Origin of the sequence: Nisaea acidiphila (assembly GCF_024662015.1) — a bacterium.
Classification (GTDB): Bacteria; Pseudomonadota; Alphaproteobacteria; order Thalassobaculales; family Thalassobaculaceae; genus Nisaea; species Nisaea acidiphila.
On sequence record NZ_CP102480.1, the window covers coordinates 3,948,378 to 3,973,196 of the forward strand.

A 24,819-nucleotide genomic window follows, 5' to 3' on the forward strand; every position below is an offset into this window, starting at 1 on the left:
CCGATTGAGGATCCGCAATGACCAGCGAAAACCGCACCACCACTCCGCTTTGGCAATGGAGCGCCGTCGAGCTATCCGGCGCCATCCGCGACGGCCGCGTCAGCGCCGCCGATGCCGTTGCTTCCGCCGTCGGGCGAATCAAGGCGGAGAACGGACATATCAACGCGATCGTGGTCGATCAGACCGATGCCGCGCTGGAGCAGGCCGCTTCCTATGACGCGATCCTCAAAAAAGACGGCCCGATCGGGCCTCTGCACGGCGTGCCGGTCGCGATCAAGATCAATGTCGATCAGGAAGGCACCGCGAACAGCAACGGTGTGACCGCCTTCAAGGATCTGATCGCCCCGGGCGATGCGCCGGTCGTCAGCAATCTGAAGAAGGCGGGCGCGATCATCGTCGGGCGCAGCAACACGCCGGAATTCTCCTTCCGCGCCACTACGGTGAACGAGCTGCACGGTCGGACCTTCAACCCCTGGGACGACAACCATTCGCCGGGCGGCTCCTCTGGCGGCGCCTCCGCGGCGGTGGCAGCAGGCTTCTGCCCGATCGCGCACGGCAACGATATCGGCGGCTCGCTCCGTTTCCCGGCTTACCAGACCGGTGCGGTGACGGTGAAGCCGGGGCAGGGCCGGGTGCCGGCCTACAATCCGTCCGGCAAGGAGGAGCGTTCGCTCCTGGCGCAGCTCATGTCCGTGCAAGGGATCATCGCCCGCGAAGTGCGCGACGTCAGGCTCGCCACCCGTGTCCTGATGCAGCCGGATCCGCACGACCCGCTACAGGTTCCGGTCCCGTTCGACGGCCCGCCTGTGGATCAGCCGATCAAGGTCGCGTTTTGCCGCGAGACCAACGGCTACAACATTCATCCGGCGATCGTGTCGGCGCTGGAGGGCGCTGCAGCGGAGCTGGAGAAGGCCGGTTATGTCGTCGAGGAGGCGGCACCACGGATGATCCGCGAGGCTGCGGCGGAAGCCCTGCCGGCGCTCTATGCCGATTGCGAGATCTTCCTCGGCGAGGCGATCAAGAAATACGGCAGCGCCGATATCCAGAAGGTCTTCGGCTATTATTTCGAGAACTACCCGCCGACCGATGCGGAAGGGCTGTTGCGCGCCATGTCGCGCCGGACCCGCTATCTCCGGGCCTGGAATCTCTTCCTCGAAGAATATCCTCTGGTCCTGACGCCTTTCATGATGCGGCCGGGTTTCACCTGGAACGAAGACGCGGACAGCTCTGCCGGAACCCGCGATATCTTCGACTCCTCGGTCTATAGCTGGATGATCAATTTCCTCGGTCTTCCGGCGGCGATCGCGCCGGCGGGGTACCATGAGGACCTTCCGCTTTCGGTTCAGATCATCGGGCGCCGCTTCCGCGAGGACCTCGCGCTCGACGCGGCCGAGGTGCTGGAGCGGGCGAACGGCATACAGATCCATGAGCTCTGGCGCCGCAAAGGGCTTCGCTGACGGCCGATCTGCGGGAAAGTAATTATACAATGTCTCTGACTGATAATCCGAGAGGAAGTGAGGCCAGCTTGAGTTCTTCGAGTTAAGTGGTCATAATTAAATATTAAAACAGGACTCAGGTAAGAATGTTTCATTAATATTTATGTGATAGAAACCGATGTTCGATTTTGACTGGATCTTGCGCGATGCAGCGGAAGCAAGCGACTGGAATCGACGATCTGGACTGGGTCCTGGGCTACTGGCGCTCGTTGCGCCGGGATAGAATCATGCCGTCGCGGAGGGACTTTGACCCGACGGATATCCCCCCCAAAATACTGCCGCATCTCCTCTTGGTCGAAGTTCAGGACGGCAATCGGTTTCTCTACCGAATACATGGAACAGCCCATGTCGAAGCGGCTGGCTGGGATATGACCGGCTCGTATCTCCATGAGTTGCCCGAGCGTGGCGGCTATCGAGATTACATCGTGGGTATCTATGAGCGGCTGTTGGACGAAAAGGCGCCTCTTTTTACTGAGAGCACAATTCATTGGAAAGAGTATGTCTCGCGCTCCACGCAACGGTTGATGATGCCATTCTCGAACGATGGGAGCACAGTTCACCACGTGCTTTCAGTGCAAATGTTCGAATTTGTTTCGAGCGACGATAGATTAAAGCTCAACCTCTCTGATTTCGAAGGATTCGGCGAAACCCAGCGATACGTTGTCCATGGATGATCGGAACTTTGCGGGTGCTCGGCCGGGTTCCTTATCCGATCATACGATCGCAGATGAGCGGGCTGTGCACTTGTCCTCGTCGTGATTTCGGCGACATAGTCACCCCATGAGCCGACGCCGCATCACCCGTCACCAGCTCTCGGTTGACGATATCGCCACCCTTTACGACACGCTGCTGGAGAGCCAGAAGAAGCGGTATTACCGCCGCTGGAAGGTCGAGACGCCTGTCCTGGATGCGCGTCGCAAGCGCGATGTCGTGCAGGACGATGTCCGCCTCAAGCGGCTTGAGGACCGGGCGGAGGGGATCGAGTTCGCGCTGCGCTTCGACGATTTGACCTATCGCCAGCGCAAGGAGATGGAGCAGATGGCCCGTAACCTCCGTCTCGCGGCGCAGGGCATGAAGAAGATCCTCGCCAAGAGCTGACGTGAGCCGCCTCTTGTGCGGGTTCGAAAACTCGCCGTAATCTTTGTGGGTTGTTTCCCGCACTCATCCGAGCCGGCCCAGTGTCCCAGACATCTGAAACCATCGAAGCGGCCGCACCGCCGCATCCCTACCGCTGGGCCATGCTGTTCGGTGTCTGGCTGATCTATTTCGCCTTCGGTCTGACGATCAGCGCGCTCGCCCCCATGGTCGGACCGATCACCCGCGATCTCGGTCTCAGCCACGGCGCGATGGGCTCCGTGCTCGGGGCCTGGCCGTTTGTCTATATCGGCGCAGCGGTACCCTGCGGCATCCTGCTCGACCGGTTCGGCGCGCGGAAAGCGCTGCTTCTGGCGGCAACGGTCATGGCGGTCTCGGGCCTCGCCCGCGCCGTCGCCATCGATCATCTGACCCTTTTCCTTGCTGTCGGCATTTTCGGCTTCGGCGGTCCGCTGATCTCCATTGGGGCGCCGAAGATTATCGCCGAGTGGTTCGAAGGCAAGGAACGCGGCTTCGCCATGGGGATCTACATCACCGGCCCGGCCATGGGCGGCATCCTCTCGCTCAGCCTGACCAACGCGGTGGTGCTGCCGTTCCATGGCGGCGACTGGCGCATGGTTGTGACGGATTACGCCCTGATTACGGGCGCGGCCGGTCTGATCTGGCTGCTGATCGCCCAGCATGCCGAGGCCCGCGCCCGCGAGGCGGCGGAGAAGGCGGCGCCGCGCCGCTCCCAGATCGAAATCTTCAGGGATCTGATGGCCAACCCGGTGGTACGGATCATCCTCGCGATGAGCGTCGGGATATTCTTCTTCAATCACGGTACCAACAATTGGCTGCCGGAAATCCTGAAATCGACCGGCATGAGCGCCGTCGAGGCCGGCTACTGGGCGGCGCTGCCGACCGTGGTCGGGGTGTTCGGCTCGCTCACCATTCCGCGCCTCGCGACCCCGGAGCGCCGCGCCGCGATCCTCGGCGGCCTGTTCGTACTGGCGGGAGCCTGCACCCTGCTGCTGCAACTCGGTGCGGGACCGGGCCTGTTCGTCGCCCTGGTCTGCCAGGGCCTCGCGCGCGGTTCGATGATGACCATCGCGCTGCTGTTCCTCGTCGAGGCGCGCGGCGTCGGCTCCAAGAACGCGGGATCGGCGGGCGGGCTGTTCTTTTCCGCCGCCGAGATCGGCGGGGTCTCGGGCCCGGTCGCGATCGGGGTGATCCACGACGTGACGGGCGGCTTCACGGTCAGCCTCTGGGTCTTGACGGGGATCTGCGCGCTGCTGCTGAGCGGGCTCGTCTTCGGCATTCGCCGGGCCGCCGTTCCCGCGACGTCCTAGACGGCCTGTCCGGCGCTCCAGCCGCTGGACCAGGCCCACTGGAAATTGTAGCCGCCGAGCCAGCCGGTGACGTCCACCGCCTCGCCGATGAAATAAAGGCCGGGGATCGCTTTCGCTTCCATCGTCTTCTGGTCGAGCGAGGCGGTGTCGATGCCGCCGAGGGTGACTTCGGCGGTACGGTAGCCTTCCGATCCGGAGGGTTTTACCCGCCAGCGATTGACCCGTTCCCCGAGTGCCCGAAGCGCCTTGTCGCCGGTATCGCCGAGCGGCCGGACGGTCCCGGCTTCCTCCGCGATCGCGACGGCCAGGCGTTTCGGCAGCACGCTGGCGAGGGCGGTCTGCACGGCCTGCTTCGGATTGTCCGCCTTCGCCTTCAGCACGACTTCCGAGGCATCGGTGCCGGGGGCGAGATCTATCCTGATCTCTTCGCCTTCGCGCCAGTAGGACGAGATTTGCAGGATCGAGGGGCCGCTGAGGCCGCGGTGGGTGAAGAGCAGGCCTTCGGCGAAACGGGTCTTGCCGCACGCGACCTCGGCCTCGACGGAGATGCCCGAGAGCGGTTTCAGGCGCTCCAGCGTGTCCGGATCGAAGGTGAGGGGGACGAGGCCGGGACGCGTCGGCATCACCTTGATGCCGAACTGTTCCGCGACACCGTAGGCGAAGCCGGTCGCGCCCATCTTCGGGATCGACTTGCCGCCGGTCGCGATCACCAGCGAGGCCGCCTCGACGCTGCCGGAGGACAGTTCGACGCGATAACCGCTCCCGAGCCGTGCGATGCTCGCAACCGACGTTGAAAGTTCGAGCCGCACCTCCGCTTGCCGCAGTTCCGTCGTCAGCATCTCGACGATCTGCTTCGAGGAGTCGTCGCAGAACAGCTGCCCGAGTGTTTTCTCGTGGTAGGCGATGCCGTGCCGTTCGACGAGGGAGATGAAGTCCCGCTGCGTGTAGCGCCGAAGCGCGGAAATGCAGAAGCGCGGATTGGCGGAGAGAAAGTTCTCCGGCGCGGTGCGCAGGTTGGTGAAGTTGCAGCGCCCGCCACCCGAGATCCTGATTTTCTCACCGGGGGCCTTCGCGTGATCGACAAGCAGCACCGAGCGTCCGCGCCGGCCGGCCTCGGCGGCGCACATCATGCCCGCCGCTCCCGCGCCGACAATCAGGCAATCGACCTTGCGCATCTCTGGTCTGCCGTGTCCTAGGAGCGTGTCTTCTTGTCGGGGTCTTTCCCATCTTCGATCATTTCGACAGGATCATCGTGGGCGAGTTCCTCTTCCGTCTCCCGGGCTTCCTCTGCGGCCTTGGCCTGCTCTTCCTCACGGCGGCGGCGCTCGGCATCCTGGGCATCTTTCTCGGCGTTTCGGGCGGCTTCCGCGTCGGCCATCTCCGGGTTCGCGGTCTGGAAATAATCTTCCGCCTCGGCACCGGTCTCCGCCCCGTCCTTGCCCTGCTTGCGTGCCCGGGCCTGGGATACCTTGACATAGGCGGGCGGCGCGGAGCCGTCCTTGTCCTCGCCGAAATAGAGCGTCTGATGCGGGAACGGAATCTCGATCCCTTCCGCGTCGAAGCGCCGTTTGACACGGCGCAGGAACTCGCGGCGGACGGACCATTGGGTGCCGGCCCTGGTTTTCACCCGGGTGCGGATATTCACGCTCGAATCTGCCAGGTCCTGGACTCCGAAGACCTCGAACGGTCCAGTGATCGATTCCTTGACCTTCTCGTCCTCGACCATCTCGTTGCCGATCTCGCTCAGCAGCTTCATCACGGCATCCGCATCCTCGCGATAAGCGATGCCGACATCGACCAGAGCGTAGGCGAACTCCTTGGTCATGTTGGTGATGACGTCCACGCTGCCGAAGGGGATCGTGTGCAGATCGCCCGCGACGTCGCGCAGGCGCAGGGTGCGTATGCTGAGCGCCTCGACGGTTCCCGTCTTGCCGCCGACATCGACATAGTCGCCGACATTCAGCGTGTCCTCGATCAGCAGGAAGATGCCGGAGATCACGTCCTTGACGAGCGATTGTGAGCCGAAGCCGATGGCGAGACCGACGACGCCGGCGCCGGCGAGTAGCGGCGTAATGTCGACTCCGATCTCCGACAGGATTACGAAGATCGCCAGAACGCCGATGACGATCACCACAGCCCGCCGGAGCAGCGGAAGCAGCGTTCGTTCCCGGCCGCTTAAGGTGCCTGTCTCTTCCAGGACTTTCAGCCGCCTCTCGACGAACAGGCTGACCACCTCGGAAATGATGACGGCGCCACCGCCGACGAGAACGATCGTGGCAAGGGCGCGGATCAGGATCTGGCCATTCTCGGACGCAAGAAACGTCGAGAGCTGCAGGCCCCAGACTTCGAGCAGCGCACCGAGAGCCGCGATGGAGATGAAAACCCTGGCGCCGCCGAGAACATGCGGCACGTAACGGTTGGCGCGCTTTTCCAGTGAGGGAAATCGGTCGGTCAGCTCGTGCGAGACCGAGAACAGGTGGCGGCCCGCTGTATCGACCGCAAGCCAGCCGAGGCGCCAGACGATCATGATCCCGATCATGAAGGCCGCAATCTCGCCGAGGCGCAGGAAGCCTGCATCGCCCATCGACATCAAGATGACGAGTCCGGCGGTCACATAGGCAATCGCGATCAGGTGCCAGACCGCGGCAAGCAGGGACCAGAAAGGATTCCGCGAGGAGCCGTCCCGTCGCTGCGCGATGGTTTGGCCGAACGAACTCCGGTTCTGCAGGACGAATGCGATCGTAAGCGCCCACAGCACGCCATAGACGACCTTCTCGAGGAAGAGATAGGTCGCGTAGGGCAGGCCGAGGATATAGGCACTGTCCAGCCCCAGCACACCGTAGATCCCGGTGGCGATCACCCTGTTGGCCCAGACGCTGAGATAGGCGCCCGTCGCAGGCGGAACTTGCAGCGAGCGGCTGAGCGGGCCGGTTGGCTTCAGGAGCGTGTGGACGATGGCGAGGCTGACGAGATGAAAGGTGACGGCAAAGACGAAGGCGCGCCCCGCGAGCTGGACATTTGTTGCGTCGATGGTCGTCAGGATGCCTTGCGTGACGGCGAAGAACACGACGGCCCGAAGCGCCCTCAGGAGCAGGACCGGAATGAAAACCGCGAGGCTGTGCAGCAGCGAGCCTTCGGCGGCCCAGGTCTCTAGGCGGTCGACCGGGCGCCGGATAAGGCGGCTGACGATATGGACCGCGACGAGGCCGCCGATGACGATGGCGGCAATGATACCGATCCATTCCGCGAGGACGAAGAGATCACCCGGATCCGCCATCAGGTCGTTGAACAGGGGAACCAGGCTCTTCACGTCGGTGAGCGCGATCGCGGTCTCCGAGAGCCGGGTGACGGCCTCTTGGAGGAAGTCGCTGATTCCGGTTACGATATCGGACATCGCGGTGGCGATCCCGGCTTCCGCTTCCTCGACTTCGGATTCCTTGTCGGCAACCGCAAGCAGAGTTTCCAGCTTGGAGATCAGGGCGTTCCGCTCGTTCTCGTCCTTGAGAGTGGAGAGCAGGGTTTCGATCTGTGCGGGCTTGATATCGGCAGGTTTGGCGGATTGGGTGGTTTGCTCCGCCAGTTGTGCGGAGGCTTGCGCCTGTGCCGGCGATCCCGGGACAAAAGCGGCGTAAGAGAGTAAGGCGAGCGCCAGCGCTGCGGCGATGATTTTGGATTTTCCGAACATGCTTTCCCTGCGCCGGGTTTTCCCGGTTACCTGAACCATTTCAGCGACTTGAGGGCCCAGATTTCCAGGGCGACGATGACGATCATGAGGCCGGATACCGCCCAGAAAGCCCAGGCCGTGTCCGATCCGGGCATTCCCGCGACATTGATCCCGAGCAGGCCGGTGAGCAATCCGAGCGGCAGGCAGATCGCGGAGATGATCGATAGCAGATAAAGCCGCCGGTTCAGCTCCTCACTGTTGCGGTTCTGGATCGTGTCCTGAATGACCATCGCGCGCTCGCGGATTTCATCGAGGCTTTCGACGTAACGGATCACCCGGTCGGCGGCCTCCCTTAGGCCGCTGACGGTGCGTCGCGTGAACCAGGCGGGCGGATCGTTGGTGAGCTGATGCAGCGCATCGCGCTGGGGCAGAATATAGCGGCGCAGGATGATGGTGCGCAGGCGGAGCTGCTGCAGTTCATTTGTCGGCTGGCGCAGACTGCCCGCGGTCTGTTCCTCGTCGACCAGATCGATCCGCTCTTCGAGGTCGTCTATCACCGGCTCCATGCGCCGGAACAGCCGGTCGGCGAGTTTCGCCAGCAGTTCGTCCGAGTCCGCCGGGGCATCGCCCTCCCGCAGCGCCGCGAGCGTGTCCTGGACGGCGAGCAGCCGGCGCAGCCGGACGGAGATCATCAGGCCGCGCTCGACCCAGATCCGAAGACTGACCATGTCCTCCGGGTTCGCGCCCGGATTGAGATTGACGCCGCGCAGGACGATCAGGAGCCCGTTGTCGAAGCGCTGGACCCGCGGTCGGGTCTCTTCGGCCACAAGCGCGTCGGCGGCGACATCCGGGATGCCTGCCTGACTCCGTATCCAGTCGCGCGCACGCTCTTCCTTCTGGTCGAGATGTAGCCAGCAAAGGCGAAAACCGCCGGGTCGGCCGGTGGCGAGGCTGTCCCAGTCGAGCTCGCTCGGCGCACCCTCGTCGGGCAGCCCGATGCCGGCGATCAGACCGTCTTCGCCATCCACCGTATTCATGCTGTTTCAACCCCGCTCAGGAATGTCCCGTGAACAGTATAGATTAGCGGCAAAATCGGGCAAAGCCGGGGCGTTATCGCCGAAGCGCGGCGGCCCGGTCCGGATAATCGGTGATGATGCCGTCGACGCCGAAATCGGCCATCCGCTTCATGTCCTCGGGCTTGTTGACCGTCCAGACGACGACTTCGAGACCCTCGGCATGGGCCGCGGCGACGGCTTCCCTTGTGACGTTCCGATAGTAGGGCGACCAGATGGCGCAACCTGCCGCCTTGACGGTCTTCTGCACCGAGCCGCCATGATCGTCGATATCGAGCCCGCCGAGCCAGGGCGAGGCGCCGTCTCGGCCGGCCTCGAGATTGTCGAGCCAGCGGGCCTCGGCGGTGAGGCAGACGGTCGGAACCGCCGGATCGATCCGTTTGGCGGCGATCAGGGTCGACCAGTCGAAGCTCTGCAGCGCGATCCGGTGCGCCATGCCCGCGTCTTTCGCGGTGTCGATCACGGTCCGGGCGAAACCTTCAGGATCGGGAGTGTCGCCCGGATGCAGCGGGGAGCGCTTGGTCTCGATATTGAAACGTACATCGAAGTCGCCGCGGTCGGACACCAGCCGGAAAAGCTCCGCCAATTGCGGAATCCGCGTGCCGTCGACCGGATTCTGATCCGGAAATCGTTTGGCATAGCGGCTGCCTGGACGGATGCGGCCGACATCGTAGTTGGCGATCTCATCGGCGGTGAGGCCGTGCAGCACGACCTTTTCGGAAATCCAGGCGCCGTTGCTGCGTGCGAGATCCGGAGAGAGTGCGCGGTCGTGATGGATGAACGCGACACCGTCGGCGCTGACCACCGTATCCAGCTCCAGCACATCGACGCCGAGCTCAAGGGCCCTGGAGAAGGCCGGCAGGGTGTTCTCCGGCAGCAGGCCGCGGGCGCCGCGGTGGCCCTGGATCTCGACCGCCTCCGCGTGCGGGCTTGTGGTACAGGCGAATATGGCCAGCGCAAGAACGGCTGCACGCCGCATCTCACGCATCGACGAGATCTCCGTTGCGCCGGCAGTCCGGCGCCGCGAGTTCCAGGAAGAGCGGAACGAGGTCTTCAGGCGGTTTTACGGTGGCCTGGTCCTCGCCCGGATAGGCGGTCGCGCGCATCTTCGTGCGGGTGGGACCGGGATTGAGGAGGTTGGCTCGGATTGTCCCGCGGGCGTTTTCCGCCGCGTAGCTGCGCACCATCGCCTCGAGCGCGGCCTTGCTGACCGCATAGGCGCCCCAGAAAGGCCGCTCGCCATGCGCTGCGCCGGAGGTGACGAAGATCGCCCGTCCGGCATCGGATTGGCGAAGCAAAGGATCCAGGCTGCGCACCAGGCGCTGGTTGGCGGTCAGGTTGACGGCGATAACGTCTTCCCAGAGCTTCGGGTCGTAGTGGTGCATCGGCGTCAGGTTACCGAGCATGCCGCCGTTGGCGACCAGGATGTCGATCTTGCCGTAGCGCTCGTACAGCGCGGCGCCCAGCCGGTCGATGGCGTCGAAATCCTTCAGATCCATCGGCACCAGACTGGCGCTGCCGCCGGCGGCCCGGATCTCGTCGTCCAGCTCCTCCAGGGCGCCGACCGTCCGCGCGATCAGAACCACATGCGCGCCTTCGCGGGCAAAAGCCTTCGCGACGGCCGCGCCGATGCCACGGGAAGCGCCGGTAATGACCGCGATGCGGCCCTCAAGAATGCCGGTCATGGAACTCTCAGTTCGCTAAAGTCTGATCAGGAGGCTTCGGCCAGAAGCGACAGCTGGCGGACATTCGAGCCGTCATTCTGGTCGATCAGCGAGATCGGATAGTCGCCCGTGAAGCAGGCGTCGCAATATTGTGGCTTGTCGTTGTCCCGTGCCGCCTCGCCGACGGCTTTATAGAGTCCGTCGTGGGAAATGAAGGCGAGACTGTCGACGCCGATCAGCTCCGCCATCTCTTCGACCGACATGCGGGCGGCGAGCAGCTTCTCGCGTTGTGGCGTGTCGACGCCGTAGAAGCAGGAATGCGTCGTCGGCGGGCTGGCGATCCGCATATGGACCTCCTTGGCGCCGGCCTGCCGGACCATCTCGACGATCTTTGTCGAGGTCGTGCCGCGGACGATGGAATCGTCGACCAGCACCACGCGCTTGCCTTTAAGCTGCGCGGTGTTCGCGTTGTGCTTCAGCTTCACCCCGAGATGGCGGACATGGTCCGTCGGCTCGATGAAGGTGCGTCCGACATAGTGATTGCGGATGATGCCGAGATCGAAGGGTACACCGGCTGCCGCGGCATAGCCGATCGCCGCCGGGACGCCGCTGTCCGGCACCGGCACGACCACATCGGCTTCGACATGGCTTTCCTTCGCCAGAACGGCGCCGATTTCCTTGCGCGCGTTGTAGACGCTCTTGCCTTCCATCACGCTGTCGGGACGGGCGAAGTAGATATATTCGAAAATGCAGAAGCGGCTCGGCTTCGCGGCGAACGGTTTGAGTGACTGGACGCCGTCGCTGGTGATCATCACGACTTCGCCCGGCTCGATATCGCGCACGAAATCCGCGCCGATGATGTCGAGCGCGCAGCTCTCCGAGGTCAGGATATGTGCATCGCCGACCTTGCCGAGGACCAGCGGCCGGACGCCGTGAGGATCGCGAATCCCGATCAGGGCATCGCGCGTCAGGCAGACGAGCGAATAGGCGCCGACGATCTTCTGCATCGCGTCGATCACCCGGTCGAGCACCGTCTGCTGCGGGCTGCGGGCAACCAGATGGATGATGGTCTCGGTATCGGAGGTCGACTGGAAGAGGCAGCCCTGCCTGACAAGGCTGTCACGCAGGTCGATCGCGTTGGTCAGGTTGCCGTTGTGGCACAGCGCCATGCCGCCGAACTCGAAATCGGCAAAGAGCGGCTGCACGTTCCGGAGATTGGTCGCCCCCGTCGTCGCGTAGCGGTTATGGCCGATTGCAGCGTGGCCCTTGAGCTGTCCGACGATCTTCGCCGAATCGTCGCCGAAATTCTCGCCGACATGGCCGAGCGCGCGGTGGGCGTGGAACTGCGCGCCGTCCCAGGAGACGATGCCGCAGGATTCCTGTCCGCGATGTTGCAGGGCATGAAGGCCCAGAGCCGTGAGCGGGGCGGCTTCCGGGGCACCGAAGATGCCGAAGACACCGCATTCTTCATGCAGATGGTCGTCGTCGTGCTGGCTGTCGTGCTGCGGGGAATGGTCCAACGGTTCGTCCTTTTCCGTCACAATGACACCCTCCCGTCAGTCGATGTTCTTGGCGAAAATTCTGACCACGCTATTGCGTGTTCTCGATGATCCGCTCCAGATCCCGACGCTGATCGGCAGTATAGCCGTCGCCGCTCTGCGGCGCATCGGATTTCGCCGGCGGGCTCATCAGGCGTTCGTAGAGCAGTTTCTGGGTTTGCTCGCGGGCTTTCGTCTCGGCCGTTCCGGCGGCGTCGCGAATCCGCGGGCGCAGATGCGGCGGCACCAGGCCGACCAGCGTTTCCGCCCCCTGTTCGACGAGGGGCAATGTCCGCGCTTCGGTTACCCATTTCGGATAGCCATCATCCTCGATCAGCCAGTTCAGTCCGAGATAGAGCAGGCAGACCAGAACCGCGCCCCGGGCGATCCCGAAAAGGAAACCGAGGGAACGGTCGATCGCACTCAGGCTGCTGCCCTGTAACGCGGCGGCAACATAGTGGGTGACCAGCGACATTACAATCACGGAGACGACGAAAACGGCGATTCCGGCGGCAAGGTCCGCCATGTCGCCCCAGCCCAGAAGCTCGCGGATATACGGGGTTACGACGGGATAAAGATAGAGCGCGGCGAAGAAGGCCGCGACCCAGGAGCCGATCGACAGCACCTCGCGGAAAAAACCTCTCGCGAAGGCGAGGATCCCCGAAATCAGGACAACGGCTATGATCGCGAGATCCGTGACGTTCACGGGCAGATTGTCCATGGCTCACGCGCCTCCGGCTTTGCGGCCGACCGATGTCTCATCCTGAAACATCGCCACCAGATCATGTAGATGCTTGATCGTGGCAAGAGAGAGGCCGTCATTGCGCGCCCCCTTGTCTCCCTTGCCCCGCCGCTGTTCCGGCAGGATCGCGCGGCCGAAACCGAGCTTTGCCGCTTCTTTCAGCCGTGCTTCGGCATGGGCGACGGCGCGGATCTCGGCCGAAAGGCCGATCTCGCCGAAGACGACGGAATCCGAGGGGACTGGCTTGCCGGTCAGCGAGGAGAGCAGGGCGGCGGCGACCGCGAGGTCTGCAGCGGGTTCACCGACTTTGAGGCCGCCGGCGACATTGAGGAACACGTCGCTGCCCGCCAGCACAACGCCGCAGCGTGCTTCCAGAACCGCCGTCACCATCGCGAGTCGGCCAGCATCCCAGCCGATCACTGCGCGGCGAGGGGTGCCATAGGGAGAGGGTGCGACCAGCGCCTGGATCTCGACCAGAAGCGGTCTGGTACCTTCCATGCCGGCGAAAACGCAGGCGCCCGAAACGCTCTCCTGACGGTCGCCAAGGAAGAGGGCGGACGGATTGGTGACCTCGGCGAGACCGCCCTCGGTCATCTCGAAGACGCCGATCTCGTCGGTCGGCCCGAAGCGGTTCTTCACCCCGCGCAGGATGCGGAACTGGTGGCCGCGCTCGCCCTCGAAATAGAGCACCGTGTCGACCATGTGTTCCAGCACGCGGGGCCCGGCGATGGTCCCTTCCTTGGTCACGTGGCCGACAAGCAGCAGGACGATGCCGCGGCGCTTGGCGACCCGAATCAGCTCTTGCGCCGAGGCGCGGACCTGGGAGACGGTGCCCGGCGCGCTGTCTATGGCGTCGACATACATGGTTTGGATCGAGTCGATCACCAGCACGTCCGGGGCGTCCTCGCCATCCAGCGTGGTGACGATATCGCGCACGCTGGTGGCGGCTGCGAGCTGTACCGGCGCCTTGGCAACGCCGAGGCGCTGGGCGCGCATGCGGACCTGGTCCAGCGCCTCTTCGCCGGAAACGTAGGCGCAGCGGCAGAGTTCGGAGAGTTTTGCCGTCACCTGGAGCAGCAGCGTCGATTTGCCGATCCCGGGGTCGCCGCCGATCAGCACGACGGATCCCGGCACGAGACCGCCGCCGGCGACCCGGTCGAATTCGGCGATCTTGGTCACCCGGCGCGGACTCTTCTCCGCACTGCCGGCGAGATCATGGAACTCGATCCGCCGTCCCTTGCCGCCGCCAAGGCCCTTGGGGGCACTCTTCTCGACCACTTCCTCGACAAGCGTGTTCCACGCGCCGCAGGCATCGCACTTGCCGGCCCATTTTGGTTGCACGCCGCCGCATTCCTGGCAAACGTAGCGCGACTGGTTTTTCGCCATCGTTCCGGCGCTCCTAGGCCCGGCGGGTCACCAGTTCGATCGGGCCCTCCTCGAGCCCGTTGATGAACTGGTGCACATAGGGATTGCCGGAATTGTCGATCTCGGATGTCGGGCCCTGCCAGATGATCTTGCCATCGTAGAGCATCGCGATCCGATCGCCGACGCGGCGCGCGCTGTCCATATCGTGCGTGATGGTGAGTGCCGTGATTTTCAGCTCCTTCACGCATTTGACGATCAGTTCGTCGATGATGTCGCCCATGATCGGATCGAGGCCGGTGGTCGGTTCGTCGAAGAAGACCACATCGGGATGGGTCGCGATGGTACGTGCCAGCGAGGCTCGCTTGCGCATGCCGACGGAGATCTCCGCCGGGTACATCGCGCCCACGCTCGGCTCCAGGCCGACCTGCGCCATGAAATCGAGTGCCATCTTGTTCGCTTTCGCGCGTGGGACGCCCTGCGCCTCCACCAGGCCGAAGGCGACGTTCTCCAGAACCGAAAGGGAGTCGAACAGGGCGCCGGCCTGAAAAAGCAGTCCGAAACGGTTCATCATTCCGTGCTGCTCGGCCGGTGTCATCTTCAGCACGTCGGCGCCGTCGATCTCGACCGTGCCGCCATCGGCGTCCATCAGTCCGGTAATGCATTTGATCAGCACCGACTTGCCGGTACCGGACCCACCGATCACCACGACCGACTCCGCTTCCGCGATATCGAGGTCGAGCCCGCGCAGCACGTGCTTGGCGCCAAAGGACTTGGTCAGGCCCTGGATCCGGATCTTGGGAATTGCCGCCGTCGGTTCGGCCATCGCGCGTTCCTGCCGCCTAGCGGGCGAAGAAGAGTTCGGTGATGAGATAGTTCGAGATCAGGATCAGGATCGAGGCGGAAACCACGGCGTTGGTGGTGGCGCGCCCGACGCCCTGGGCGCCCCGGCCCGAATAGTAACCGTGATAGCAGCCCATGACCGCGATCAGGAAGCCGAAGGCCGCTGCCTTTACGAGGCCCGAGACCACGTCCTGCGTCTCCAGGAACTCGAACGTGCTCTTCAGATAGCTTCCGGCATTGAAGCCAAGCTTGTGCACGCCGACCAGATAGCCGCCGAAGACGCCGATGATGTCTCCGATCAGCACGAGAAACGGCAGGCTGATCATCCCTGCGAGGACGCGCGGCACGACGAGATACTTGAACGGGTTGGTCGAGAGGGTCGTCAGCGCGTCGACCTGCTCGGTCACGCGCATGGTGCCGATCTCGGCCGCCATAGAGGCGCCGATCCTGCCCGCGACCATGAGCCCTGCGAGCACCGGGCCGAGTTCGCGTGTCATGGACAGAACGACGACGGTTGCGACGGCGCTCTCGGCGTTGAAACGGGCGAAGCCGGTGTAGCTTTGCAGCGCCAGCACCATACCGGAGAAGAGTGTGGTAAGCCCGACGACCGGCAGCGAATAATAACCGATATCCACCAGCTGGCGGAGCAGAAGGCGCCAGAAGAGAGGCGGACGCACACAATGTCCGAGCGTCGTGCCCGTGAAGATCGCGAGCCGCCCCGTGGCGGTGAGAAATGCGAGGAAGGTCCGTCCGACGGCAGCGAGGAAATTCATGCGTTGGCGTTTCCCTGTCGGGATCCGGGCTTCAGGATACGCATGGCTCAGCTGTCTCCGCTCCCGACATCGATGTAGCGTCGGGTATAGCGATGACCGAGACCTGTCAATATTTCATAGCCAATGGTACCCGCCGCATCGGCGGCGTCGTTGACCGTATATTGCGGGCCAAGCAGATCCACATAGCCGCCCGGATAGACTTCGGTCCGGTCGACCTTGCTGACATCGACGGCGAGCATGTCCATCGAGACCCGGCCGACCACCGGCAGGCGCTGGTTGCCGATATAGGCGCCGCCGCTATTGGAGAGCGAACGCAGATATCCGTCCGCGTAGCCGGCCGCGACCGTGGCGATGCGAGAATCCCCCTCGGCCTTGAAGGTGCCGCCATAGCCCACCGGATCGCCGGCGCGGACCGCGCGGACCTGCAGGATGCGGGCACGGAGCCGGACGACGGGCTCCATCGGGCTCGGCTTGCCGTCCTCGACGCGTCCGCCATAGAGCGCGAATCCCGGGCGGGCGAGGTCGAAGTGATAGTCGGGACCGAGAAAAATGCCGGCCGAATTTGCGAGGCTCATCTTCATCGGCCGCTGCAGGCGACGGCATTGCTCACGGAAAAGGGCGAGCTGGGCCGGGTTTTCCGATCTTTCGGGTTCGTCCGCGCTGGCGAGATGGGACAGGGCATAGAGCCAGTCCGGTCCCGCGAGAACGTCCGGCTCGCCCGCGACCCAGTCCATGTCGGCGGGAGAGAGCCCGAGTCGGTTCATGCCGGTATCGATATGCAGCATGGCCGGCATCGCCCGATCCGCCTCGACGCACATCTGCCGGATCCGCGCGGCTTGCTCCAGGTCGTTGATCACCGGGATCAGGTTGAACTCGGGAAAGACCTCCTCGGTGCCAGGCAGCAATCCGTTCAGCACCGCGATGCGGGCGCGTGGCAGAGTCTTCCCGGGTGGCAGAGTCTTCCGGAGCGCGATGCCCTCGTCCACGGTGGCGACGAAGAAGGTACGGCAGCCGGCTTCGAACAAGGCTGGCGCCGTCTTGTCGGCTCCGGTGCCGTAGGCGTCCGCCTTGACGGCCGCGCCGCATTCCGCGCCGCCGAGACGCTGTTTCAGGGCGAGGTAGTTCCGCTTGATCGCATCAAGATCGATCACGAGTTCCGACGCGGCGCCCGCGCCGTCGGTCGCCGGTGAAGGGTCGGGCATCAGAAACTGTCCGGGATATGATCGTCTGCGATGAAGTTCGAGAAGCGGGTGGTGGCACCTTCGAAGTGAAGCGTGACGGTGCCGGTCGGCCCGTGGCGCTGTTTACCGATGATCACTTCGGCCTTGCCGTAGGATTTTTCGCAACGCTCTTTCCACTGGTCGTGCCGGTCGTGGAATTTTTCGTCTGATTCGTCGATGCGCTGCGAGGGTTCGCCTTTCTCCAGATAGTACTGCTCGCGGAACACGAACATGACGACGTCCGCATCCTGCTCGATCGAGCCGGATTCACGAAGGTCGGCGAGCACCGGGCGCTTGTCTTCGCGCTGCTCGACCGCGCGGGAGAGCTGGGAAAGGGCGATCACCGGGACATCCAGCTCCTTGGCGATCGCTTTCAGGCCCTGGGTGATCATGGAGATTTCCTGCACCCGGTTGTCGGCCCGCTGGCCGGCGGAGGGACGCATGAGCTGGAGATAGTCGACAACGATCAGCGAGAGGCCTTGCTGGCGCTTCAGGCGCCGGGCGCGGGCCCGCATGGTCGCGATGGTGATGGCCGGCGTATCGTCGACGTAAAAGGGTGCTCGCTCAAGGTCCTGGCTGGCCGCGACCAGCTTCTGGAAATCCTCGGTGGTCAGTTCGCCGCGGCGGATATGTTCGGAGGAGATCTCTGTCTGCTCTGCGAGAATACGGGTGGCGAGCTGCTCAGCCGACATTTCCAGCGAGAAGAAGGCGACGACCTGGCGCTCGAGTTCAGGGTCCTTGAGCGCCGCGGTTGCGACATGGAAGGCAATGTTGGTCGCGAGCGCGGTCTTTCCCATGGCGGGACGTCCCGCGAGGATCAGCAGGTCGGACGGGTGGAGGCCGCCCAGCTTCGCGTCGAGATCGGTGAGGCCGGTCGAAATTCCGGCGAGGCCCCCGTCGCGCTTGAAGGCTTCCTCGGCCATCCGCACGGCGGTCGTCAGGGCCTCTCCGAAATCCTGAAAGGCGCCCTGGCTGGAGCCCCGCTCGGCGAGGCCGAAAAGCTTCGATTCCGCCGACTCGATCTGCTCGCTGGCCGGCAGGTCGAGATCGTGCTTGAAGGCCTCGTTGACGATCTCTCCGCCGAGGTCGATCAGCTCGCGCCGGAGAAAGGAATCGTAGATCGCCTGACCGTAATCGTCGGCATTGATCACGGTCACGACAGAGGCCGCCAGCCGGACCAGATATTGCGCACCGCCCGCTTCCTGCAACGACTCGTCCTGATCGAAGAGCGGCTTCAGGGTGACCGGGTTGGCGATCTGGCCCTTTTCGATCAGCCTTCCGCAGGCGGAGAAGATGCGGCCATGCACCGGATCGGCGAAATGCTCCGGCGCGAGATATTCGCTGACCCGCTCGAAAGCACGGTTGTTGACCAGAATGGCGCCGAGCAGACCCTGTTCCGCCTCAAGATTGTGCGGCGGCTCGCGATACTCGCTGGGCTTCGGCTCAGCGGGAGAAAGCGACGTGATCGTGGAAAGCGGCTCTGAGTTCGACATTGTCTACACATACCAAGAAGGGCTGTGGACGTCTCCCGCAATCTTATCCCCAAGCCGTGACATATCAAAGGCTTATGCCTGTGAATAACGCTGAAAAACGGGGATAGATGGGATTCCGCGCCCGAAATCCAACGGCTCTCGCTTGTGAAAAAGAAAACGGCCGCCCGTGAGGCGGCCGTTTTCCGGTAAGGCTGTCTGCAGCCGAAAACCTTAAGCTTCCGCGGCCTTCTCTTCTTCGGCGGCCTCTTCGGCAACCTGCTCGGCAACCGCTTCCTCGAGGAGTTCGGAGGCGGTTTCGGCCGTGATCTCGACCTCTTCCTCGTCTTCCTCTTCGGCTTCCTCGGTGCCGACCGCACGGCCGAGGAGTTTCTGCTGCTCGGCTTCGTCGGCGCTGCGGGCGATGTTGACGGTGATGTTCACCGCGACTTCCGGGTGCAGCACGACACGGATTTCCTCAAGGCCGAGAACCTTCAGGGCGCGGTCGAGAATGACCTGACGCTTGCTGATGGTGACGCCCTCGGCAGTGACCGCTTCGGCAATGTCGCGGGAGGTGACGGAGCCGTACAGCTGACCGCTGTCGCCGGCCGCTCGGATCACCGGAACCACCATGCCTTCAAGCTTGGTCGCGACCTTTTCGGCCTCGCCCTTGCGCTCGAGGTTTTCCGCTTCGAGCTGGGCGCGCTGGCCCTCGAAGTGGGTCAGGTTGTCCTTGCTGGCGCGCAGGGCCTTGCCCTGGGGCAGCAGGAAGTTGCGGGCGAAGCCCGGCTTCACGTTAACGACGTCGCCCATCTGGCCGAGACGTTCGATACGCTCCAGAAGAATGACTTCCATTTCTCTTACTCCTTTGTGGCCGGGGCCTCTGCCGCGAAGCTGCGGCGCGGGCCGGTTCCGACCGGGATCACGTTGAGTTCGAATTCCGTGCGATCCGTCCCTTCAGATCCGCCCAGTGATCCACCAGTCCCGCCAGGATAAGCAGTATCCAAACGAGCTGGAGGAAGGATGCCAGGTATGGAACGAAGGACAAGATCATCAGCGTGTAGGTCGCGTGCAGAAGCCAGCGCTTGCCATTCGGTGCACCGGCCAGGGCATGGACGAGCCCGAGACCGGAGAGCAGGAACGGCAGACACAGGATCGGCACCGCATTCCAGCCGAGATAGCCGAGGGCTCCATCCGCAAGCATCGCCGCCAGAGCGGCAATCGCGAGCGGGAAGGGCGCCCAAACCGGCAATCGTATGTCCTGCATTTTGGGTGACGGTCTCAGATTGGCGTCGAAGCGTGCGAGCACACCCTGAGCCAACAGGCCGTTGACGAGGATCAGCATGGACCACTGCAGTCCGGCCATGCCGGGCAAAACGGCTACGGTGAGGTTTATGAGGGCATCCATCTGCTCCTGGGGCAGGGCGAAGACCCCCTCGCTTGCAGTCCCGAGCGCATTGAACTTTCCTTCGACCTCGATCCGGACCAAGGTTTCCAGTCCGGGTCCCTGCAGACCCGCGACCAGAACGGCGGTCAGCAATCCCACAGCGGGAAGCGCCGTCAGCCACATGACCAGCATGCCGGCCGGATACCATTCCAGTTCCGTATTCTCCGGATCGTCGTTCAGCGGCCGCGCCAGCAACGCCTTTCGCGTCAGCAGCACCGCCGGCAGACCGGAAATGATCACGAAGAACAATGCAGCCAGGGAGTTGGAGGCGATCAGCACGATTGCCCCCGCACCCGCAACGGCGGTCAATCCCGCCATCCACCCTCGCGCAAGCGAGACGGTGAAGAGCGGAAGCGGTGACAGGAAGGCGAGCAGAATCGCTCCGAACGATCCGAGGACCGTGGAGAGATACATGAGCGCGCTCGCGAGTGCCGCCGCTCCAATTGGAAACCACCTTGACCACATCTTGCCTCGTCAGACCCGCCCCCGGCGGGTCTCGGCTGTTCCCTTAGCTGAGCACGTACGGCAGCAGGGCCATGAAGCGGGCGCGCTTGATGGCTTTCGCCAGTTCACGCTGCTTCTTGGCCGAGACGGCCGTGATGCGGCTCGGAACGATCTTGCCGCGTTCGGACAGGAAGCGCTGCAGCAGCTTAATGTCCTTGTAGTCGATCTTCGGCGCGTTCGGGCCGGAGAACGGGCAGGACTTGCGGCGGCGCATGAACGGCTTGCGAACGGCGGCGCGGGAAATCGTAAGAGTGCTCATGGATCAGTCTCCCTGGGCTTCGCTTTGCGCGGACTGCTCGCGGTCGCCGCGCTCCGGGCGGTCACCGCGATCGCCGCGGTCACCACGGTCTCCGCGATCGGGACGGTCGCCACGGTCGAACCGACCACCCGGACGGCCGCCACGGCCTCCGCGGTCGCTGCGTTCGGACTTGGCGAGAAGAATCGCGGACTGGCCTTCCGGCAGCTCTTCGAGGCGAAGGCTCATGTAACGCAGCACGTCTTCGTTGAGACGCATCTGGCGTTCCATCTCCAGAATGGCATCCGACGGTGCTTCGATGTGCAGCAGCACATAGTGGCCCTTGCGGTTCTTCTTGATCTTGTAAGCGAGAGAGCGAAGGCCCCAGGATTCGGTGTTCTTGATCTCACCACCCATGTTGGTGATGATCTCAGAGAAATCGCTGGTGAGCTGCTCGGCTTGGGCGGACGAAATGTCCTGGCGTGCAATGAACACGCACTCATAGAGAGGCATCGTATCTCCTTACGGATAATCAGAACGCCCCTCGTCGGGACGCTGCTAAGCCGGCCAGGCCGGCAAGGAGTTATGTAAAATCCCGCCCCGGCACGGAGTGCCTTAGCGCGGGACCGGCGGAATATACACAAAAGCACGGGGCGTGCAACCTAAGAGACGGTTCCGCTTGACAGCGCTTTTCCGGGTCGTTCTCTTTGGCGCCGCCAAAAAGAGGGTGTCCTTCAGGCGCTGCTTCGCGGCCGGTAATCCGTCCGGTACCGATGCTCCCGGTTGTACCCTGGAACACAAGGATTTCAGAGATGACGACGGTTCGCGCATTTACGTTCCCGGGACAGGGGTCCCAGGCGGTCGGCATGGGTAAGGCTCTCGCCGACGCCTATGGCGCCGCGCGTGAGGTTTTTCAGCAGGTTGACGATGCGTTGGGCGAGTCCCTGTCCCGGCTGATGTTCGAAGGGCCGGAAGAGGAACTCGTCCTTACCCGCAACGCGCAGCCGGCCTTGATGGCGGTCAGTCTCGCGGTGGTTCGCGTGGTCGAAGCCGAAAGCGGCAAGGCGATCAGCGACATGGCGAGCTATGTCGCCGGCCATTCGCTCGGCGAGTATTCCGCGCTCGCCTCGGCCCGTGCGCTCGACGTGGCCGATGCGGCGAAATTGCTGCGGCTCCGCGGCGAGGCCATGCAGTCGGCAGTTCCGGTGGGCGAGGGTGCCATGGCGGCGCTGCTCGGTGTTTCGCTGGAGACGGCACACGAGATCGCGGCCGAAGGTGCGGCGGAGGGGGGTGTTTGCGACATCGCCAATGACAACGCGGACGGCCAGGTCGTCATCAGCGGCTCAAAGGCAGCTGTCGAGAAGGCCGTCGCCGCTGCCGCGGACAAGGGCGCGCGCAAGAGCGTCTTGCTGCCGGTGAGCGCTCCGTTCCATTGCGGTCTGATGGCGCCGGCGGCCGATGCGATGGCCGAAGCGCTGGCGACGACGCAGCTGCGTCAGCCGGTGGTGCCGCTGGTCGCGAACGTGTTGGCGGACAAGATCGACGATCCGGCGGAGATCCGTACCCGGCTCGTCGAACAGGTCACCGGCATGGTCCGCTGGCGCGAGTCGGTGCTTTGGCTCGCCGGCCAGGGCGTCACCGATATCGTCGAGCTTGGCTCCGGCAAGGTCCTGACCGGCCTCGCCAAGCGTATCGATCGTTCGCTTGCCGGCCGTGCGGTCGGAACGCCGGAAGAAATCGCATCGTTTCTTGAGACTCTTTAAGTCTGTTCGGCCCGCTATCGGGTGAGGGAGAGGACATCATGTTTCGTCTGGATGGAAAGTCCGCGCTGGTTACCGGCGCAAGCGGCGGGATCGGCAGCGCGATCGCCAAGGCCCTGCATGCACAGGGTGCGGAAGTCGTGCTCTCGGGGACCCGGGAAGAGGCGCTGCAGGCCCTGGCCGGTGAACTCGGCGGGCGCGCCCATGTCGTGACCGCCAATCTTGGCGATGCCGAGTCCGTCGCGGCTCTGGCCAAGACCGCCGAAGAGGTCGCGTCCGACGGCATCGATATCCTGATCAACAATGCCGGCGTCACGCGCGACGGCCTGATGCTGCGCATGAAGGACGAGGACTGGGAGAGCGTGCTGAACGTGAACCTGACCTCCGGCTTCCGTCTCTCCCGCGCCCTGCTGCGCGGGATGATGAAACGGCGCTGGGGCCGCATCGTTGGCATTTCCTCGATCGTCGGCGCGACCGGTAATCCGGGTCAGGCGAACTACGCCGCCTCGAAGGCAGGAATGGTCGGCTTTACAAAGTCGCTCGCCCAGGAAGTCGCCAACCGCGGAATCACGGCGAATGTCGTGGCGCCGGGATTCATCAAAACCGCGATGACCGACGCGCTCGACGAGGCGCAGCACGAAAAGCTGCTGACGGCGGTTCCGGCCGGCCGGCTTGGCACGCCGGAAGACATTGCGGCGTCGGTGATCTACCTCGCCTCGGAAGAAGCGTCCTACGTGACCGGAGCGACGATTCACGTCAATGGCGGGATGGCGATGCTCTAGGCCCGTGAGCGCAGGGCGCGCGAGTCGCGCCCGCTTTCACGGGAATCCCGCGATGCGGCGTCGGAATTTCTGATGCTAGGCAACTAAAAAAAAGTGTGGTATCCCGCCGCCCCGCATAGGCAGTACTGCCGAACTGTTTTCTACTCCATGACGGAATGCGTGTTTCTTGGAGTATATTGAGGCCGGTGAACGCAGACGTTCTGCCGGTGAAACCGTAGAGCTTAAGATTCGAGGAAAACAAAAATGAGTGACGTCGCCGCTAGCGTGAAGAAGATCGTGGTTGAGCATCTCGGCGTTGATGAAGCCAAGGTGGTTGATTCCGCGAGCTTCATCGACGACCTCGGGGCCGACAGCCTCGACACGGTTGAACTTGTCATGGCGTTTGAAGAAGAGTTCGGCGTCGAGATCCCGGACGATGCGGCCGAGAAGATCCTGACGGTCAAGGACGCGATCAGCTTCATCGAAGAATCGTCCAAGTAACCGAAGAACGATTGCCCTCGGGCGGTATGCGCCGCCCGGGGATCCATGACACTTCTGGAAAAGACTAGGTCATGAGACGCGTTGTTGTTACCGGACTCGGTCTGGTTACGCCCCTCGGGGACGGGGTCGAGCACAATTGGTCCCGTCTGATCAAAGGCGATTCGGGCATCAGAAACATCGACCAGTTCGATGTCTCGGATTTGCCTGCGAAGATCGCGGGCATCGTTCCCGAAGGCGAGGGCGGGGATGGGACGTTCAACGCGGACGCCTATCTTGAGCCGAAAGAACAGCGCAAGGTCGACCGGTTCATTCTCCTCGGCATGGCCGCTGCCGATCAGGCGGTGAAGGATTCCGGATGGATGCCGGAAGACGAGGAAGACCAAGACCGGACCGGGGTACTGATCGGCTCCGGCATTGGCGGTCTGACCAGTATCGCCAGCACCGAGGAACTGTTGCTCGAGCGCGGCCCGCGTCGGATCAGCCCGTTCTTCATCCCGGCCGCCCTGATCAACCTGATCTCCGGTCAGGTCTCCATCCGTTACAAGTTTCGCGGTCCGAACCACGCGGTGGTGACGGCCTGTGCCACCGGCGCGCACGCGATCGGCGATGCGGCCCGGCTCATCATGCTGGACGACGCCGACGTCATGGTGGCCGGCGGCGCGGAAGCGGCCGTGTGCCGTCTGGGCGTGGCAGGCTTCGCTGCCGCCCGCGCACTCTCGACGGGATATAACGATACGCCCGAACAGGCATCCCGCCCCTGGGACGAGGGCCGTGACGGCTTCGTCATGGGCGAGGGCGGAGGCTGCGTCGTTCTCGAGGAATACGAACACGCCAAGAAGCGCGGCGCGACGATCTATGCCGAAATCACCGGCTACGGTCTTTCCGGCGATGCGCATCACATCACCGCTCCGGCGGATGACGGCAATGGCGGTTTCCGGGCGATGAAGGCGGCTCTGAAGCGCGCCGGCCTGTCTCCGGACCAGATCGACTACATCAATGCCCATGGCACCTCGACGCCGCTCGGCGACATGATCGAGCTCGGCGCGGTGAAGCGGATGATGGGCGAGGATCTTGGCGGCGCTTCCATGTCCTCGACCAAATCCGCCATCGGTCACCTGCTTGGTGCGGCCGGTGCGGTCGAGGCGATCTACTCGATCCTGGCAATCCAGCGCGGCATCCTGCCGCCGACGCTGAACCTCAACGAGCCGTCGGAGAAGGTCGGCCCGGCCGATCTCGTTCCGCTCAAGGCGAAGGAGCGCAAGGTGAAGCATGCGCTTTCCAACTCCTTCGGCTTCGGCGGCACCAACGCCTCCCTGATCTTCTCCGCGCCGGAGTAGTCTC

Annotated in this window: 24 protein-coding genes; 8 read left to right on the forward strand and 16 right to left on the reverse strand. The window is 63.7% G+C overall.

Translation table 11 applies throughout. The features are described from left to right. Window positions 1-17 precede the first annotated feature (17 nt). The 4 genes from NUH88_RS18425 (at window position 18) to NUH88_RS18440 (ending at window position 3,922) form a co-directional block, all read left to right on the forward strand. Entirely contained in the window at window positions 18-1,457 is a 1,440-nt protein-coding gene (locus NUH88_RS18425; protein ID WP_257767958.1) for an amidase, read from the forward strand. A 185-nt stretch (window positions 1,458-1,642) separates the two neighbouring features. Then, complete coding sequence (locus NUH88_RS18430; protein WP_257767960.1) at window positions 1,643-2,170, forward strand: PAS domain-containing protein; 528 nt, start codon at window positions 1,643-1,645, stop codon at window positions 2,168-2,170. 106 nt (window positions 2,171-2,276) lie between these two features. Further along, window positions 2,277-2,594 carry a hypothetical protein gene (locus tag NUH88_RS18435; RefSeq protein ID WP_257767962.1) on the forward strand — a complete coding sequence of 106 codons (318 nt, stop codon included), beginning with the start codon at window positions 2,277-2,279 and terminating at the stop codon, window positions 2,592-2,594. An 80-nt stretch (window positions 2,595-2,674) separates the two neighbouring features. Next, on the forward strand, window positions 2,675-3,922 hold the full coding sequence (locus NUH88_RS18440) for an MFS transporter (protein ID WP_257767963.1): 1,248 nt from the start codon (window positions 2,675-2,677) through the stop codon (window positions 3,920-3,922). Here the strand turns inward: NUH88_RS18440 and NUH88_RS18445 are convergent. From NUH88_RS18445 to rpsF, 16 genes are all read right to left on the reverse strand, one after another. Next, entirely contained in the window at window positions 3,919-5,097 is a 1,179-nt protein-coding gene (locus NUH88_RS18445; protein WP_257767965.1) for a BaiN/RdsA family NAD(P)/FAD-dependent oxidoreductase, read from the reverse strand. The two genes, NUH88_RS18440 and NUH88_RS18445, sit on opposite strands and share 4 nt — an antisense overlap. A gap of 17 nt (window positions 5,098-5,114) precedes the next feature. Continuing rightward, window positions 5,115-7,607 (reverse strand): mechanosensitive ion channel family protein, encoded by a 2,493-nt coding sequence (locus NUH88_RS18450; protein WP_257767967.1) that lies wholly within the window; start codon window positions 7,605-7,607, stop codon window positions 5,115-5,117. Window positions 7,608-7,633: 26 nt separating this feature from the next. Further along, window positions 7,634-8,623, reverse strand: coding sequence for a zinc transporter ZntB (locus tag NUH88_RS18455; protein WP_257767969.1), 990 nt, complete (start codon window positions 8,621-8,623; stop codon window positions 7,634-7,636). 73 nt (window positions 8,624-8,696) lie between these two features. Continuing rightward, window positions 8,697-9,647, reverse strand: coding sequence for a glycerophosphodiester phosphodiesterase (locus NUH88_RS18460; RefSeq protein WP_257767971.1), 951 nt, complete (start codon window positions 9,645-9,647; stop codon window positions 8,697-8,699). Further along, entirely contained in the window at window positions 9,640-10,344 is a 705-nt protein-coding gene (locus NUH88_RS18465; RefSeq protein WP_257767973.1) for an SDR family NAD(P)-dependent oxidoreductase, read from the reverse strand. The genes NUH88_RS18460 and NUH88_RS18465 overlap by 8 nt, the downstream gene beginning before the upstream one ends. Before the next feature lie 26 nt (window positions 10,345-10,370). Then, window positions 10,371-11,864, reverse strand: coding sequence for an amidophosphoribosyltransferase (gene purF, locus NUH88_RS18470; protein WP_257767975.1), 1,494 nt, complete (start codon window positions 11,862-11,864; stop codon window positions 10,371-10,373). 49 nt (window positions 11,865-11,913) lie between these two features. Further along, window positions 11,914-12,582, reverse strand: coding sequence for a CvpA family protein (locus NUH88_RS18475; RefSeq protein ID WP_257767977.1), 669 nt, complete (start codon window positions 12,580-12,582; stop codon window positions 11,914-11,916). 3 nt (window positions 12,583-12,585) lie between these two features. Continuing rightward, a complete protein-coding gene (gene radA, locus NUH88_RS18480) occupies window positions 12,586-13,989 on the reverse strand; it encodes a DNA repair protein RadA (RefSeq protein WP_257767979.1) in 1,404 nt (467 codons plus the stop codon). A 13-nt stretch (window positions 13,990-14,002) separates the two neighbouring features. After that, window positions 14,003-14,791, reverse strand: coding sequence for an ABC transporter ATP-binding protein (locus NUH88_RS18485; protein WP_257767981.1), 789 nt, complete (start codon window positions 14,789-14,791; stop codon window positions 14,003-14,005). A gap of 16 nt (window positions 14,792-14,807) precedes the next feature. Next, window positions 14,808-15,581: an MlaE family ABC transporter permease gene (locus NUH88_RS18490; protein WP_257767983.1), complete on the reverse strand. Its 774-nt coding sequence runs from the start codon at window positions 15,579-15,581 to the stop codon at window positions 14,808-14,810. A 47-nt stretch (window positions 15,582-15,628) separates the two neighbouring features. Next, complete coding sequence (gene alr, locus NUH88_RS18495; RefSeq protein ID WP_257767985.1) at window positions 15,629-16,783, reverse strand: alanine racemase; 1,155 nt, start codon at window positions 16,781-16,783, stop codon at window positions 15,629-15,631. Then, entirely contained in the window at window positions 16,783-18,294 is a 1,512-nt protein-coding gene (locus NUH88_RS18500; RefSeq protein WP_257767987.1) for a replicative DNA helicase, read from the reverse strand. The genes alr and NUH88_RS18500 overlap by 1 nt, the downstream gene beginning before the upstream one ends. A 210-nt stretch (window positions 18,295-18,504) precedes the next feature. After that, window positions 18,505-19,125, reverse strand: a complete 621-nt coding sequence (gene rplI, locus NUH88_RS18505) for a 50S ribosomal protein L9 (RefSeq protein ID WP_257767989.1) — start codon at window positions 19,123-19,125, stop codon at window positions 18,505-18,507. 67 nt (window positions 19,126-19,192) lie between these two features. Continuing rightward, a complete protein-coding gene (locus NUH88_RS18510) occupies window positions 19,193-20,182 on the reverse strand; it encodes a DUF2232 domain-containing protein (RefSeq protein ID WP_257767991.1) in 990 nt (329 codons plus the stop codon). Window positions 20,183-20,225: 43 nt separating this feature from the next. Continuing rightward, a complete protein-coding gene (rpsR, locus tag NUH88_RS18515; RefSeq protein ID WP_257767993.1) occupies window positions 20,226-20,480 on the reverse strand; it encodes a 30S ribosomal protein S18 in 255 nt (84 codons plus the stop codon). A 3-nt stretch (window positions 20,481-20,483) separates the two neighbouring features. Then, window positions 20,484-20,969, reverse strand: a complete 486-nt coding sequence (gene rpsF / locus NUH88_RS18520; RefSeq protein ID WP_257767995.1) for a 30S ribosomal protein S6 — start codon at window positions 20,967-20,969, stop codon at window positions 20,484-20,486. A 299-nt stretch (window positions 20,970-21,268) separates the two neighbouring features. Here rpsF and fabD point away from each other — a divergent pair, with 299 nt between their 5' ends. The 4 genes from fabD to fabF all read left to right on the forward strand — a co-directional run bounded on the left by fabD (window position 21,269) and on the right by fabF (window position 24,815). Next, a complete protein-coding gene (fabD, locus tag NUH88_RS18525; RefSeq protein WP_257767996.1) occupies window positions 21,269-22,219 on the forward strand; it encodes an ACP S-malonyltransferase in 951 nt (316 codons plus the stop codon). A gap of 38 nt (window positions 22,220-22,257) precedes the next feature. After that, window positions 22,258-22,998, forward strand: coding sequence for a 3-oxoacyl-[acyl-carrier-protein] reductase (fabG, locus tag NUH88_RS18530; RefSeq protein WP_257767997.1), 741 nt, complete (start codon window positions 22,258-22,260; stop codon window positions 22,996-22,998). A gap of 243 nt (window positions 22,999-23,241) precedes the next feature. Next, a complete protein-coding gene (locus NUH88_RS18535; RefSeq protein WP_028465581.1) occupies window positions 23,242-23,478 on the forward strand; it encodes an acyl carrier protein in 237 nt (78 codons plus the stop codon). A 71-nt stretch (window positions 23,479-23,549) separates the two neighbouring features. After that, a complete protein-coding gene (gene fabF / locus NUH88_RS18540; protein WP_257768000.1) occupies window positions 23,550-24,815 on the forward strand; it encodes a beta-ketoacyl-ACP synthase II in 1,266 nt (421 codons plus the stop codon). The last annotated feature ends 4 nt before the right edge of the window (window positions 24,816-24,819 follow it).